General features: G+C 51.6%; 13 protein-coding genes. 10 read left to right on the forward strand and 3 right to left on the reverse strand.

Annotated elements, in window-relative coordinates:
- Positions 1-61: 61 nt before the first annotated feature.
- The 7 genes from HMPREF2872_RS06140 (at position 62) to HMPREF2872_RS06170 (ending at position 4919) form a co-directional block, all read left to right on the forward strand.
- On the forward strand, positions 62-349 hold the full coding sequence (locus HMPREF2872_RS06140; protein ID WP_002225316.1) for a hypothetical protein: 288 nt from the start codon (positions 62-64) through the stop codon (positions 347-349).
- Between the two features lie 17 nt (positions 350-366).
- Positions 367-1587 carry an ADP-forming succinate--CoA ligase subunit beta gene (sucC, locus tag HMPREF2872_RS06145; RefSeq protein ID WP_349267085.1) on the forward strand — a complete coding sequence of 407 codons (1221 nt, stop codon included), beginning with the start codon at positions 367-369 and terminating at the stop codon, positions 1585-1587.
- Positions 1588-1597: 10 nt separating this feature from the next.
- Positions 1598-2488: a succinate--CoA ligase subunit alpha gene (gene sucD / locus HMPREF2872_RS06150; RefSeq protein WP_002244992.1), complete on the forward strand. Its 891-nt coding sequence runs from the start codon at positions 1598-1600 to the stop codon at positions 2486-2488.
- Between the two features lie 192 nt (positions 2489-2680).
- The gene (locus tag HMPREF2872_RS06155; protein WP_070632095.1) at positions 2681-3115 is read left to right on the forward strand and encodes an ElaB/YgaM/YqjD family protein; all 435 of its coding nucleotides are present in this window, start codon (positions 2681-2683) and stop codon (positions 3113-3115) included.
- A 111-nt stretch (positions 3116-3226) separates the two neighbouring features.
- Complete coding sequence (locus tag HMPREF2872_RS06160; RefSeq protein WP_070632098.1) at positions 3227-3634, forward strand: phage holin family protein; 408 nt, start codon at positions 3227-3229, stop codon at positions 3632-3634.
- The gene (locus HMPREF2872_RS06165; protein WP_070632100.1) at positions 3615-3881 is read left to right on the forward strand and encodes a hypothetical protein; all 267 of its coding nucleotides are present in this window, start codon (positions 3615-3617) and stop codon (positions 3879-3881) included. The genes HMPREF2872_RS06160 and HMPREF2872_RS06165 overlap by 20 nt, the downstream gene beginning before the upstream one ends.
- A 225-nt stretch (positions 3882-4106) precedes the next feature.
- Positions 4107-4919 carry a phosphatidylserine decarboxylase gene (locus tag HMPREF2872_RS06170; protein WP_070632103.1) on the forward strand — a complete coding sequence of 271 codons (813 nt, stop codon included), beginning with the start codon at positions 4107-4109 and terminating at the stop codon, positions 4917-4919.
- An 84-nt stretch (positions 4920-5003) separates the two neighbouring features.
- On the opposite strand, the gene znuD is transcribed toward HMPREF2872_RS06170, so the two are convergent.
- The 3 genes from znuD to HMPREF2872_RS06185 form a co-directional block, all read right to left on the reverse strand.
- Positions 5004-7292, reverse strand: a complete 2289-nt coding sequence (znuD, locus tag HMPREF2872_RS06175) for a TonB-dependent zinc receptor ZnuD (RefSeq protein WP_070632105.1) — start codon at positions 7290-7292, stop codon at positions 5004-5006.
- A 228-nt stretch (positions 7293-7520) separates the two neighbouring features.
- Complete coding sequence (locus tag HMPREF2872_RS06180; RefSeq protein ID WP_070632108.1) at positions 7521-7994, reverse strand: cupin domain-containing protein; 474 nt, start codon at positions 7992-7994, stop codon at positions 7521-7523.
- Between the two features lie 99 nt (positions 7995-8093).
- Positions 8094-9503 carry a leucyl aminopeptidase gene (locus tag HMPREF2872_RS06185; RefSeq protein WP_070632111.1) on the reverse strand — a complete coding sequence of 470 codons (1410 nt, stop codon included), beginning with the start codon at positions 9501-9503 and terminating at the stop codon, positions 8094-8096.
- Positions 9504-9661: 158 nt separating this feature from the next.
- On the opposite strand from HMPREF2872_RS06185, the gene lptF reads away from it, so the two are divergent.
- The 3 genes from lptF (at position 9662) to HMPREF2872_RS06200 (ending at position 13184) form a co-directional block, all read left to right on the forward strand.
- Positions 9662-10777, forward strand: a complete 1116-nt coding sequence (lptF, locus tag HMPREF2872_RS06190) for an LPS export ABC transporter permease LptF (protein ID WP_003686055.1) — start codon at positions 9662-9664, stop codon at positions 10775-10777.
- Entirely contained in the window at positions 10774-11844 is a 1071-nt protein-coding gene (gene lptG / locus HMPREF2872_RS06195; RefSeq protein WP_070632116.1) for an LPS export ABC transporter permease LptG, read from the forward strand. The genes lptF and lptG overlap by 4 nt, the downstream gene beginning before the upstream one ends.
- A gap of 119 nt (positions 11845-11963) precedes the next feature.
- Entirely contained in the window at positions 11964-13184 is a 1221-nt protein-coding gene (locus HMPREF2872_RS06200) for a glycosyltransferase (RefSeq protein WP_283118999.1), read from the forward strand.
- Positions 13185-13210: the final 26 nt, after the last annotated feature.

Below are 13210 nucleotides of genomic sequence, written 5' to 3' on the forward strand. Positions count from 1 at the left end.
CGAGAGCTCCGTTTTCTGATTTATAATTCCGTCAGACAAACAAACAGCATTTACATTCATTATGAACAAAGAAATAGTCGGTATTTTCTTTATACCGGCGGGCATCATCAGCATGTGTATGGCCGCATTGTGGCAGATGTATGTGATGATGACCGAAACTTATACGCTCAACCGTTTCAAAGATAAAGAATTGGTTTGGCGCGTGGCATTGTTGTTTATCAGTTTCAGCCTTGCCGTTTATCTGCTCTGCCCGAATTCGCGTAAAAAAGGCATCGTCTTTTTTATTCTCGGGGGCGGCGGTGCAGCCATGTATCTGCTGGCGCGGATGTGGTTGCCCTTCAGTAAATAGTAGGGCCGTCTGAAAATATGGGATTGGCCGCAGGGCGATTCCTAAAACCCACTCACCTTAAGGAGAAATCCATGAATTTACACGAGTATCAGGCTAAAGAACTGCTGGCTAGCTACGGTTTGCCCGTACAAGGCGGTATTTTGGCACACAACGGCGAAGAAGCCGCTGCAGCTTACGACAAATTGGGCGGCAAATTCGCTGTTGTCAAAGCACAAGTACACGCCGGCGGCCGCGGTAAAGCGGGCGGCGTAAAAGTCGTTAAAAGCCGCGAAGAAGCTAAAGAAGTGGCTGAAAGCCTGATTGGCACCAACTTGGTAACTTACCAAACCGATGCCAACGGCCAACCTGTCAACAGCGTTTTGGTTTGCGAAGACATGTATCCTGTTCAAACCGAGCTGTACTTGGGTGCAGTGGTTGACCGTTCTACCCGCCGCATTACATTCATGGCTTCTACCGAAGGCGGCGTGGAAATCGAAAAAGTTGCTGCCGAAACTCCTGAAAAAATCTTCAAAGTAACCGTTGATCCGCTGGTTGGCCTGCAACCTTGCCAAGCTCGCGAAGTTGCGTTCCAACTGGGCTTGAAAGACAAACAAATCAACGAGTTCGTCAAACTGATGACCGGTGCGTACAAAGCGTTTATCGAAAACGACTTCGCCCTGTTTGAAGTAAACCCATTGGCAGTCCGTGAAAACGGCGACTTGGCCTGTGTGGACGGCAAAATCGGTATCGACAGCAACGCGCTCTACCGCCTGCCGAAAATTGCCGCTTTGCGCGACAAATCTCAAGAAAACGAACGTGAGCTGAAAGCTTCCGAATTCGACCTGAACTATGTTGCCCTGGAAGGCAACATCGGCTGTATGGTTAACGGTGCCGGTTTGGCGATGGCCACTATGGACATCATCAAACTCAAAGGCGGCCAACCTGCCAACTTCTTGGACGTTGGTGGCGGCGCAACCAAAGACCGCGTGGTTGAAGCGTTCAAACTGATTTTGGAAGATAAATCCGTTAAAGGCGTATTGATCAACATCTTCGGCGGTATCGTACGTTGCGACATGATTGCGGAAGCCATCGTGGCAGCCGTTAAAGAAATCAACGTCAACGTTCCTGTCGTTGTTCGTTTGGAAGGTAACAACGCCGAACTCGGCGCGAAAATCCTGAACGAATCAGGTCTGAAACTGACTTCTGCAGACGGCCTGAATGACGCAGCCGAAAAAATTGTTGCAGCCGTAAACGCCTAAGGAGAAAAGAATGAGCGTATTGATTAATAAAGACACCAAAGTATTGGTTCAAGGTTTCACCGGTAAAAACGGTACTTTCCACTCCGAACAAGCTCTGGCTTACGGCACTAAAGTTGTCGGCGGCGTTACCCCAGGTAAAGGCGGTCAAACCCACTTGGATCTGCCTGTATTCAACACCATGAAAGAAGCCGTTAAAGAAACCGGCGCGGACGCATCTGTAATTTACGTTCCAGCTCCGTTTGTTTTGGATTCTATCGTTGAAGCCGTTGATTCAGGCGTAGGCTTGGTCGTTGTGATTACCGAAGGCGTGCCTACTTTGGACATGCTCAAAGCCAAACGTTACTTGGAAACCAACGGCAACGGTACCCGTTTGGTCGGCCCTAACTGCCCGGGCGTGATTACTCCGGGTGAGTGCAAAATCGGTATTATGCCGGGTCACATCCACACTCCGGGCCGCATCGGTATTATTTCCCGTTCCGGTACATTGACTTACGAAGCCGTGGCACAAACCACCAAACTGGGCTTGGGTCAATCAACCTGTATCGGTATCGGCGGCGACCCGATTCCTGGTATGAACCAAATCGACGCACTGAAACTCTTCCAAGAAGACCCGGATACCGACGCCATCATCATGATCGGTGAAATCGGCGGTACTGCGGAAGAAGAAGCAGCCGAATACATCCAATCCAACGTAACCAAACCTGTTGTAGGTTACATTGCTGGTGTTACCGCTCCTAAAGGCAAACGTATGGGCCACGCCGGTGCGATTATTTCCGGCGGTAAAGGTACTGCCGAAGAAAAATTCGCCGCTTTCGAAAAAGCCGGTATCGCTTACACCCGCAGCCCTGCCGAGCTGGGCACTACCATGCTGGAAGTGTTGAAAGCAAAAGGTTTGGCATAAGACTTAAGTCTTTAAGCTGAATTGAAAAGGCCGTCTGAAGTTTTCAGACGGCCTTTTTTAAATTCCATTTCGTTATTTTCAGAATAAGCACTTAATTTTATTTAAATTAACGTTTATTTCGGAATAAACGGTTATAATTTATTAATAGATAAATAGTCTGTAACCATATCAACCTGTATCAAGGAGAAAAGTATGAAAAAACACGATTTTGAAGCACGTCGCGAGGCTTTGCTGAAAGACATCCGAGAAGTGATGGATGATGTGGAAGAGTTGTACCGCAATAGTGTTGAAGCCGGTTCAGAAGAGGGCAGCAAAGCCCGAGCCAAATTGGAAGAAAAATTGGCTGTGGCTAAAGAACGTTTAAGCCGTTTTGAAGAAGAGGCCGGCGAGCGTCTGCGCCATCATGCCGAGCGTGCGCGTGAAAAATACGAGCAGTTTGAAGAAGCGGCTCAGGAGCGTTTGAAAGAAGGCAAAGAGCGTTTTGCCGAATTTGAAGCCGATGCTGGTGCGCGCTTGAAACGCGGTGCCAAACAAGCTGATGAAGTGGTACATGAAAAACCATATTATGCAATGGGTTTTGCCGCATTGGCCGGTTTGGTTGTCGGTGTGTTGTTGAACCGCCGTTAATGCGAATATGTTAAGGCCGTCTGAACAGGTGTGTACATGAAATCATGGATTTCATTGCGCCGTCCAGACGGCCTCTGCCTTATGTTTTCCTGAAAAAAAAGGATAGTTAAGATGGGAATTCGCCAGCGTTTTGAACATGGCAAGGCTTTGTTGAATCAGGGCGCGGATTTGCTGCTGCTGCGTTTGCAGGTATTGAGCTTGGATTTGACGCGTCAGGCGGAGAATGTGTTCCGGTTGGCGATTTGGCTGGTGTTGTCCGGCGCGCTGTTGATGGTGGGCTTGGTCGGTTTGTTGTTCGGTTTGAACCGCGTGCTGTCGGATGTTGCGGCTTTGTGGGTGTTTTTCGGCATTTTCTTTGTAAGCCTGCTGATTATTGCCGTATTGTTCCGCAAAGTATCGGCGGACTATCGGGAGCAGGGCAGTCGTGTGGCTGAAACCTTGCAGGATATTCGATCGGATATTGCGTATTTGCGCGGTGAGATAGATAAGGATGCGGACGATGAAGCAACAGGAGTATGAAGAAGAGCGCGAGCTGCTGCTTTTAGAAGCCAAGCTGGTGCGGCTGCGGATTAAAGCGGAAAATTTGAAACTGCGTAAAGCGGAAGAAAGTAATGCTCGGCAGACTAATCGTTTGGTGATGTTGGCCGATGTGGCGTATCAGTTGAGCCAAACGCGTTTGCTGTCTCAACGCGCTTTGTTTTCTACATCGCGCCGTCGGCATTGGATTTGGCTGGTATTGGCGGTCATATTGGGCTTGTCGAGATAATCGAGGGCAGAGGTTTGGTCAAAATGATATTTGCGGCGGGTTGTTGGAGCGTGTGAGCTGCTTGTTGAGGACGCTGCGTCATTGTGTTGCCGAAACTGAAACTTTATCTATGTTGAGTATTTTTTACAAAAGACACCGGCCGTCTGAACATTTCAGACGGCCTCAATGTTTGGAGTTTCAGATATAATGGCGGCAATTTTGAAATTATTAAATGAAGGATAAGTGATGAACCGTTTGTATCCCCACCCGATTATCGCCCGTGAGGGCTGGCCGATTATCGGCGGCGGTTTGGCTTTGAGCCTGCTGGTGTCGATGTGCTGCGGCTGGTGGTCTTTGCCGTTTTGGGTGTTTACCGTATTTGCCCTGCAGTTTTTCCGCGACCCTGCGCGTGAAATTCCGCTAAATCCTGAAGCGGTGTTGAGCCCGGTTGACGGCCGTATCGTGGTGGTTGAGCGCGCACGCGATCCGTATCGTGATGTCGATGCTTTGAAAATCAGTATTTTTATGAACGTGTTCAACGTGCATTCGCAAAAATCGCCTGCTGATTGTACGGTAACGAAAGTGGTCTATAACAAAGGCAAATTCGTGAATGCGGATTTGGATAAAGCCAGCACGGAAAACGAACGCAATGCGGTGTTGGCGACTACGGCTTCTGGTCGTGAAATTACTTTTGTTCAAGTGGCCGGTTTGGTGGCGCGCCGTATTTTGTGCTACACCCAAGCAGGTGCGAAACTGTCTCGCGGCGAACGCTATGGCTTTATCCGCTTTGGTTCGCGCGTGGATATGTATCTGCCTGTCGATGCGCAGGCTCAAGTGGCGATTGGCGATAAAGTTACCGGCGTCAGCACTGTATTGGCGCGTTTGCCGCTGACTGCGCCGCAAACTGAATCTCAGCCTAAAGCCGCAGCTCCACAAGCTGCCCCAACTTCACAAGCGGCTCCGGTTGAAACAGTGGCAAGCCAATCTACCGAACAACAGCAAATCGAAGCAGCGGCGGCTAAGATTCAAGCGGCTGTGCAAGATGTGTTGAAAGATTAATAGTCAGTTTTGAATGATTGGTTAAAACAAGAAAAAGGTTTTCAGACGGCCGTCTGAAAACCTTTTTTGTTTGCCTATCTAGTTTTAAAACTTCACGTTCACACCGCCGGTAAAGCTACGGCCCATTTGCGGCGTATCAGAGAGGAAGCTGCTGTGGGCGTAAACGGATTGGTTGAGCAGGTTGTCGGCTTTGATGTACCAATTCCACTCGCCATAGCGCGTATTGCGGCGGTAGTTTGCGCCGAGGTTGAGCATATGGTGTCCGGGCGTGCGCGTTTCGTAGCGGGCGAGTTTGTTTTGGGCGAACACGCGGTAGTAGTCGAGATGGGCATCGATGCGGTCGGTCAGCGCGGCATTCAGGTGGAAGCCGAGTCGCGCGGCTGGAACGCGCGGGGCGTTTTGGTCGGCTTGGGCAATGAGTGGGCGGTTGCCGTAGGCGTCTTCCCTACCGGGCAGCGACGGAAGGTTTTTCAGACGACCTCTGACGTAGTCGCCGGAAAGTCCGATGCGGTAACGCGGTGTGGGTTTGAAGAAGATTTCGCCTTCCGCGCCGTAGAAGTCGGCGCCGGATTGGTTGTAGCGCACGAGCTTCATTTCGCTGTCGTCTTCGATGGATTTGGGGCCGCGTCCGTCGTTTAAGGTTTGGGCGTAGATGTAGTTGCCGAAGCGGTTGCGGTAGAGTGCCAGATTGTATTGCCAGCGGTCGCCTTCGTAGCCCAGCGCGAGTTCGATGTTGTTGGAACGCTCTTTGTTGAGGTGTTTGTTGCCGACTTCAAAGGTGTTGGTGGCAACGTGTTTGCCGTGTGCGTACAGCTCTTGCGTTGACGGCAGGCGTTCCTGATGGGAGGCGGTCAGGCTGAGTTTGTGTTGTGGCGTGAAATACCAGTTGCCGGAAAGCGCGAACGAGCGGGCGGTTTGGCGGTGCGCGCCGAGGTCGGGCAAGGGTTGGTTGTAGTAGTTTTCCCGATCAATCAAGGCTTTGTCGTACTGGATAGATGCTTTTTGTTTTTCCACGCGCACGCCGCCTTCAAGCGAGAAGTTGTCCCAATTTGCCTGTTCTACACCGAAAAAGCTGTAATGATGCACATCGTTGTCGATCAACATCGGCTGTTGGACGGTTTCGGGAATGGCGGAAAGCGCGCTGGATTGTTGGGTGAGGTATTGCACGCCCCAACTGCCTTTCAGACGACCTATGGGCAGGTGGCGCAATTCGATGCGGGCATTTTGCGTTTTGTTTTTAAAGAAGTTTTCCACTGCATCGCCCGCTTTTTCGTCGTGGCGGTAGTCGTTACGGTTCAAATGCACGCGCAGGGCTTCGAAGCCGGGGAGCGGCTGCTTCCATTCGGCGCGGATTTCGTAGCGTTTGTTGCGCAGGTCTATCCACGGTCTGCCGCTGTGGGCGTGCGCGTGTGCATTATCGTCGTCGTGGAAGCCGCAGCTTAAGCCCGGATTGTCGTAATCGACGTCTTCTTCGGTCAACAGGTGCGGATAAAGCTGCAAATAGCGTTTGTTAATCAAACTTTTCTGCCAGATGATGTCGGCGTGGCAGTCGTCGTAGAGGTGGCTGTGCGCAGGCAGGCCGTAGCGGTCGCGACGGTCGCTGTACGCCGCGCCGATAAAGCCTTTCTCGCCGACCCAAGACAGCCCGATGCTGCCCGTTTGCGAATCGGCATGGCTGTCGGGCAGTCGTTTCAGACGACCTTCTTCCTTGTGGTAACGCGGTACAGCGTAGTCGCCCGATTTGCGGTACAGCCCTTCCGTGTGCAACACGAAGTTTTTACCCAGTCCGACATTGATGCCGCCGGACGTGAGTTTTTCCAGATTGCCGCTGCTCAAACGCAGCCCCAGTTCACCCGATACGCCGTTTTCAGGCATTTTTTCGGGGATTTTTCCGTCGGCAACATCCACCAGCCCCGCCACATTGCCCGAGCTGTACAACAGCGTTACCGGCCCGCGCAGGATTTCGACTTGTTGCGACAAGGCGGTGTCCACCATCAGGGCATGGTCGGGCGAGAAATCCGCCATGTCACCCGTTTCGCCGTGATGGTTCAACACTTTAATCCGTCTGCCCGTCTGCCCGCGTATCACAGGCGCGGACGCGCCGCCGCCGTATTGCGAAGCATGGACGCCCGGCACGCCGTTGAGCGCGTCGCCGAGATTGACGGCTTTTTGCCGCAAAGTATCGCCGGCGATGATTTTGTCGGAAGCGGTCGAACTGTGCAGCAGCCCCGAAGTGGCGCGCGGATGGCTTTTGCCGACGACGTTGACCGTTTCCAAGTCCACCGTCTGCTCGGTTTCATGCGCTTGGGAGAGAATAGGGGCGCTGATTAAAAGAATAGATAAAACAATGGGCTTGAGTGTGGTTTGTGTCATTTTAGTTTCTCATCATATTTTGAAAGGCTGTTATTATATAACATTGCATCATTTATATGATAAGATTTTTGAGAAAAAAAGGCCGTCTGAAAACGAAGCGTGGTTTTCAGACGGCCTTTAGCTTGTATGTAGGTTTAAATGAAAATGGAACAATCTCTCTGTTGCCTGGTTTGGGTAAGGCAGAAAGTCATGGCAGATGGTTTGCTTTCATTGAAAGCATTACTTGGTTTAGGCGGCTTTAGCGCCAGCGGTCTCTGCAATCAGATCAAGGAATACCAACGGCTTTTTGCCGATATTTTTGAGTGCGTGGGACTGGCCGGGGCGGGCGATGGTAATGTCGCCGGCGCCGACTTCGGTTTGTTTGCCTTCACTGTCGGTAAACAGGCCTTTGCCGGATACGATGATGTAAACGTCTTCATTGCCGGTATGTTTGTGTTGGCCGATGGAAGCACCCGGCGGTAATGTGAGCCAGCCGATTTCTTTGAATGCGTCTTGGTCGGCGGTTTGATGGCGCGTGAAGGCAAAGCTGCCGAGCAAGGGGCCTTGACCTCTGGCTGCGTTTTCGCGGTTCCATTCTGCTAAGTCGGCTTTTTTGTACACTTGGATGCTGCGGTCGGTGGGGGCGGTTTGTTCGGCAGCTTGCGCGCTTATGGATGTGCCGAGCAGAAGGGCGACAGATAATGCGGCAAATAGTGGTTTCATGGTGGTTCTCCGTTTGTCAGGTTGAGTCAGATAATGCGGATTCCGTTTTCAGACGGCCTGCAGGGTTGAAACGATTAACCCCGCAGGCTTACCCAAGATTTATTTCACATTGCGCAGATAGTTCAACAATAAAGGAACAGGACGGCCGGTCGCGCCTTTTTCACCGCCGGATTTCCATGCGGTACCCGCAATGTCGAGGTGTGCCCATGGATAGTCTTCGGTAAAGTAGGACAGGAATGTTGCGGCGGTAATCGTGCCTGCACCCGGCGTGCCGATGTTTGGAATGTCGGCAAAGTTGGATTTGAGTTGGTCTTTGTAGGTCTCAAAGAGCGGCAGTTGCCATGCTTTGTCGTCCACGTTGCGGGAGGCGGCGAGCAGGCTGTCGACCAAATCTTGATTGTTGCCCATCACGCCGCTGACGTCATGACCCAGGGCGATAATGCACGCGCCGGTCAGGGTGGCGACGTCGATAACGGCTTTGGGTTTGAATTGTTCGGCGTAAGTGAGCGCGTCACACAAAATCAGACGGCCTTCGGCATCGGTGTTCAACACTTCGATGGTCAAGCCTTTCATGCTTTTCACGACATCGCCCGGTTTGTTGGCCGCGCCGGAAGGCATGTTTTCACAAGTGGCGACGATGGCAATCAGGTTGATCGGCAGTTGCAGTTTGACGGCGGCGCAGAAGGTACTGATGACGGTTGCCGCGCCGCACATATCGAACTTCATTTCGTCCATGTTCAGGCCGGGTTTGAGGGAAATGCCGCCGGTGTCGAAGGTAATGCCTTTGCCGACCAATACCACAGGCGCGGCTTCTTTGTCGGCCGCGCCGAAGTAGCTCAATTCAATCAGATAAGGATCTTCCACGCTGCCTTTGGCGACAGACCAGAACGAACCCATGTTTTCTTTGATGTAGTCTTTTTCAATGATTTTGGCGTGTGCGCCCAATTTTTCGGCTTCGGCTTTGGCGGTACGCGCGAGGAATTCAGGCGTGCATTCGTTGGGTGCGGCATTGCCCAAGTCGCGGCAGAGGCTTTGTCCGTAAACCTGCGCTTCGGCAACGCGTAGGGCTTCTTTGACGGCGGTTTCGTGTGCGCTGTGGAACACGGCTTCTGCAAATTTGGCCGGTTTGGCTTCTTTTTTGTAGCGGTCGAAACGGTAGGCGGCATTGCCGAACGCAATCGCAAACGCTTCGGCAACGGCTGCGGCTTGCGCTTCTTCAAAGGCATGAACGTCCACATTGACCATTTCTTGATTTTGCGCCCATTTGGCGGCTTCGGCTGCGGCTTTGTTCAACGCGGCGCGGTCGGTTTTAGCGAGGTGGGCGACGGCAATGGCTTGCAAACCGTTGTTCGTCGGGATTTTGGTGTCGGCGAAATTTTGACCTTCTTCAAGGGAAGCGAAGAGGGCGAGGGCAGTCGGGTTACTCAGTTGCGATGCGTCGGTGCAGACAAATAATTGCGCACCTGCCTGTTGAGCCTGCAAAGTTTCGGCTTTTGTGCTAAATTTCACGTTTATTCTCCTGATTAGTACGGTTGTCGGTTGTTCAGACGGCCTGTTGACCAACCGTCCGAACAGATGAAAATCATTGTACTCCATTTGTGTCATGCCGTCTGAAGCCTTATTAATAAATATAGGCTTCCCATAAACCGTATACCACGCTCAATCTTATGATTTACCAAAGAAACTTTATTAAAGAACTTTCCTTTACCGCCGTCGGCATCTTTGTCGTCCTCTTGGCGGTATTGGTATCCACGCAGGCCATTAACCTGCTTGGCCGCGCAGCCGACGGGCGTGTCGCCATCGATGCCGTGTTGGCCTTGGTCGGCTTTTGGGTAATCGGAATGACCCCGCTTTTGCTGGTATTGACCGCATTTATCAGTACGTTGACCGTATTGACCCGCTACTGGCGCGACAGCGAGATGTCGGTCTGGCTTTCTTGCGGATTGGCATTGAAACAATGGATACGCCCGGTCATGCAGTTTGCCGTGCCGTTTGCCATTTTGATTGCCGTCATGCAGCTTTGGGTGATGCCGTGGGCAGAATTGCGCAGCCGCGAATATGCCGAAATTTTGAAGCAGAAGCAGGAATTGTCTTTGGTGGAAGCCGGCGAGTTCAATAACTTGGGCAAGCGCAACGGCAGGGTTTATTTTGTCGAAACCTTCGATACCGAATCAGGTATCATGAAAAACCTGTTCCTGCGCGAGCAGGACAAAAACGGCAACGACAACATCGTTTTTGCCAAAGAGGGCAATTTTTCGCTGACCGACAACAAACGCACGCTTGAATTACGCGACGGCTACCGTTACAGCGGTACGCCCGGTAAAGCCGATTACAACCGCGTTTCTTTCCAACACCTCAGCCTGATTATCAGCACCACGCCCAAACTCATCGACCCTGTATCACACCGCCGTACCATTCCGACCGCCCAACTGATTGGCAGCAGCAATCCCCAACACCAGGCGGAATTAATGTGGCGTATTTCCTTGACCGTCAGCGTTTTGTTGTTGTGCCTGCTTGCCGTGCCGCTTTCCTATTTCAATCCGCGCAGCGGCCACACCTACAATATCCTGATTGCCATCGGTTTGTTTTTGGTTTACCAAAACGGGCTGACCTTCCTGCGTAATGCCGTGGAAGACGGCAAAATCCATTTCTGGCTCGGACTGCTGCCTATGCACATCATCATGTTTGTGATTGCCGTCGTCCTGCTGCGCGTGCGCAGTATGCCTAGCCAACCCTTCTGGCAGGCGGTTGCCAAAAGTCTGACATTGAAAGGCGGAAAATGAACCTGATTTCACGTTACATCATCCGTCAAATGGCGGTTATGGCGGTTTACGCCCTCCTTGCCTTCCTCGCTTTGTACAGCTTTTTTGAAATCATCAACGAAGTCGGCGATCTTGGAAAGGGCAGCTATAACGGCGCAAAATTGGGGCAGTATGTTTTAATGCAGATGCCTGCGCGCGCATATGAACTGATGCCGCTTGCCGTTTTGATCGGCGGCCTGATTTCCCTCAGCCAACTGGCTTCCGGCAGCGAGCTGACCGTTATCAAAGCCAGCGGCATGAGTACCAAAAAGCTGCTGTTGATTCTGTCGCAGTTCGGTTTGATTTTCGCCATTGCCACCGTTGCGCTCGGCGAATGGGTCGCCCCCGCGCTGAGCCAAAAAGCCGAAAACATCAAAGCCGCGGCCATCAACGGCAAAATCAGTACCGGCAATACCGGCCTTTGGCTGAAAGAAAAAAACAGCATTATCAACGTGCGCGAAATGTTGCCCGACCATACGCTTTTGGGCATCAAAATTTGGCAGCGCAACGATAAAAACGAACTGATCCAAGCGGCAGAAGCCGAATCAGCGGTTTTGAATCCCGATGGCAGCTGGCAGCTGAAAAATATCCGCCGCAGTATATTGGGCGAAGATAAAGTCGAGGTTTCTACTGCCGCCGAAGAAAACTGGCCGATTTCCGTCAAACGCAACCTGATGGATGTATTGCTCGTCAAGCCTGACCAAATGTCTGTCGGCGAATTGACCACCTACATCGACCATCTGGAAAAAAACAACCAAAATACCCAAGTTTATGCCATCGCATGGTGGCGCAAGCTGGTGTATCCCGTTGCCGCATGGGTGATGGCGCTTGTTGCCTTCGCCTTTACCCCGCAAACCACGCGCCACGGCAATATGGGCTTGAAACTCTTCGGCGGTATCTGCCTTGGTTTGCTGTTCCACTTTGCCGGACGGCTCTTCGGCTTTACCAGTCAGTTGTACGGCGTGCCGCCGTTTTTGGCGGGCGCATTGCCGACGGTTTTGTTTGCGCTGTTGGCGGTGTATCTGATACGTCGTCAGGAAAAAAGATAAGGCAAAATAAACTTCAGGCCGTCTGAAAGGCAATCTTCAGACGGCCTGAGTATTTTGTGTGCAAAAAACAAAATGCTAAAGTAAAATAATACCTTTCCAAACCAATGCGGCTATTGAAAATGTCCCAAACCATCTGCTTGAATATGATTGTCAAAAACGAAGCGGCAATCATCGAAGAAACACTGACCAACATCACCGACCACATCAAACTTGACTACTATGTCATCAGCGACACCGGTTCGACCGATGATACCGCCGGCGTGATCCGCCGCTTTTTCGATGCAAAGGGCATCGCAGGCGAGATTCATCATGATGGTTGGCAAAATTTTGCATACAACCGCAATCAGGCTTTGAAACACGCAAAAGACAAAACCGATTACGTGTTGATTTTTGATGCGGACGACCGCTTTGAAGGCAAATTGGAATTGCCCGAGCTGACCGCCGACCGTTACCGCCTCCGCATGAGAAATGCCATGGGCGGCGTGGTTTATTACCGTCCGCTGTTGTTGCGCAATGACGGTACATTCTACTGGCGCGGCGTCTTGCACGAGTTTATCGAAACCGACAAACAAGATACCAGCGAAGCCACGCTTCATGGCGACTATACGGTCCTCAGCGGCCGTTTCGGCGCACGCAGCAATATGGCGAACAAATACCTGCTTGACGCCGTTTCTTTGGAAAAAGCGTTTTACAGCCCTGAAGATGAAGACCTGAAACCGCGTTACGCCTTTTATGCGGCACGCTCTTATTGGGATTCTGATATGCCCGAGCGTGCGAGCGAATGGTTTAAAAAACGCATCGAGTTGGGCGGTTGGATCGAGGAAGTAACGGTTTCTTACCAACAGCTGGGCGAGTGCTACAAATTAATGGGCAAACGCGATGAAGCCTTGGCGACTTGGTTGGCAGGCTACGATTACAACCCGCGACGCGCCGAGTGCCTCTACCTTGCGCAAACCATGCTGCGTCAGGAAGGGAAATACCGTATTTCCCATGCAATCGGCCTGATGGCGAAACGCATTCCGTTCCCGAAAGACGATATTCTTTTTGTCCAAAGCAATGTTTATCAGTTGGACATCGACTATGAATTGTCGGTTACCGCTTATGCGGCCGGCGATTTGCGCCAAGGCTATGAGTCTTGCCGACACTTGCTCTTGCTGAATGTACGCGAGGCATTGACCACGGTGACCATGCAAAATATGTGGCTCTACCGCGAACACGCGCAAACCGAAACGCGCGAAGTATTGGAGCAGCTGGTAGCCGTCATGCAGCCTTATGCCGAGCAGGGCGGACGTTTGGCAGAAGTGGCCGAATATTTTGCCGATATTTTGAAAAACCGTTAATCAGGACTTTGACCCAGCCGTCAGGC

The organism is Neisseria sp. HMSC069H12 (assembly GCF_001812735.1).
In the GTDB taxonomy this organism is placed as follows: Bacteria; Pseudomonadota; Gammaproteobacteria; order Burkholderiales; family Neisseriaceae; genus Neisseria; species Neisseria subflava.

Excerpts from the sequence above, each read along its gene's own strand:
- HMPREF2872_RS06180 (WP_070632108.1), bottom strand. The coding sequence starts at position 7,994 with ATGAAACCACTATTTGCCGCATTATCTGTCGCCCTTCTGCTCGGCACA.
- HMPREF2872_RS06155 (WP_070632095.1), top strand. The coding sequence starts at position 2,681 with ATGAAAAAACACGATTTTGAAGCACGTCGCGAGGCTTTGCTGAAAGAC.
- znuD (WP_070632105.1), bottom strand. The coding sequence starts at position 7,292 with ATGACACAAACCACACTCAAGCCCATTGTTTTATCTATTCTTTTAATC.
- sucD (WP_002244992.1), top strand. The coding sequence starts at position 1,598 with ATGAGCGTATTGATTAATAAAGACACCAAAGTATTGGTTCAAGGTTTC.
- HMPREF2872_RS06140 (WP_002225316.1), top strand. The coding sequence starts at position 62 with ATGAACAAAGAAATAGTCGGTATTTTCTTTATACCGGCGGGCATCATC.
- HMPREF2872_RS06160 (WP_070632098.1), top strand. The coding sequence starts at position 3,227 with ATGGGAATTCGCCAGCGTTTTGAACATGGCAAGGCTTTGTTGAATCAG.
- HMPREF2872_RS06165 (WP_070632100.1), top strand. The coding sequence starts at position 3,615 with ATGAAGCAACAGGAGTATGAAGAAGAGCGCGAGCTGCTGCTTTTAGAA.
- HMPREF2872_RS06200 (WP_283118999.1), top strand. The coding sequence starts at position 11,964 with ATGTCCCAAACCATCTGCTTGAATATGATTGTCAAAAACGAAGCGGCA.
- HMPREF2872_RS06170 (WP_070632103.1), top strand. The coding sequence starts at position 4,107 with ATGAACCGTTTGTATCCCCACCCGATTATCGCCCGTGAGGGCTGGCCG.
- sucC (WP_349267085.1), top strand. The coding sequence starts at position 367 with ATGGGATTGGCCGCAGGGCGATTCCTAAAACCCACTCACCTTAAGGAG.
- lptF (WP_003686055.1), top strand. The coding sequence starts at position 9,662 with ATGATTTACCAAAGAAACTTTATTAAAGAACTTTCCTTTACCGCCGTC.
- lptG (WP_070632116.1), top strand. The coding sequence starts at position 10,774 with ATGAACCTGATTTCACGTTACATCATCCGTCAAATGGCGGTTATGGCG.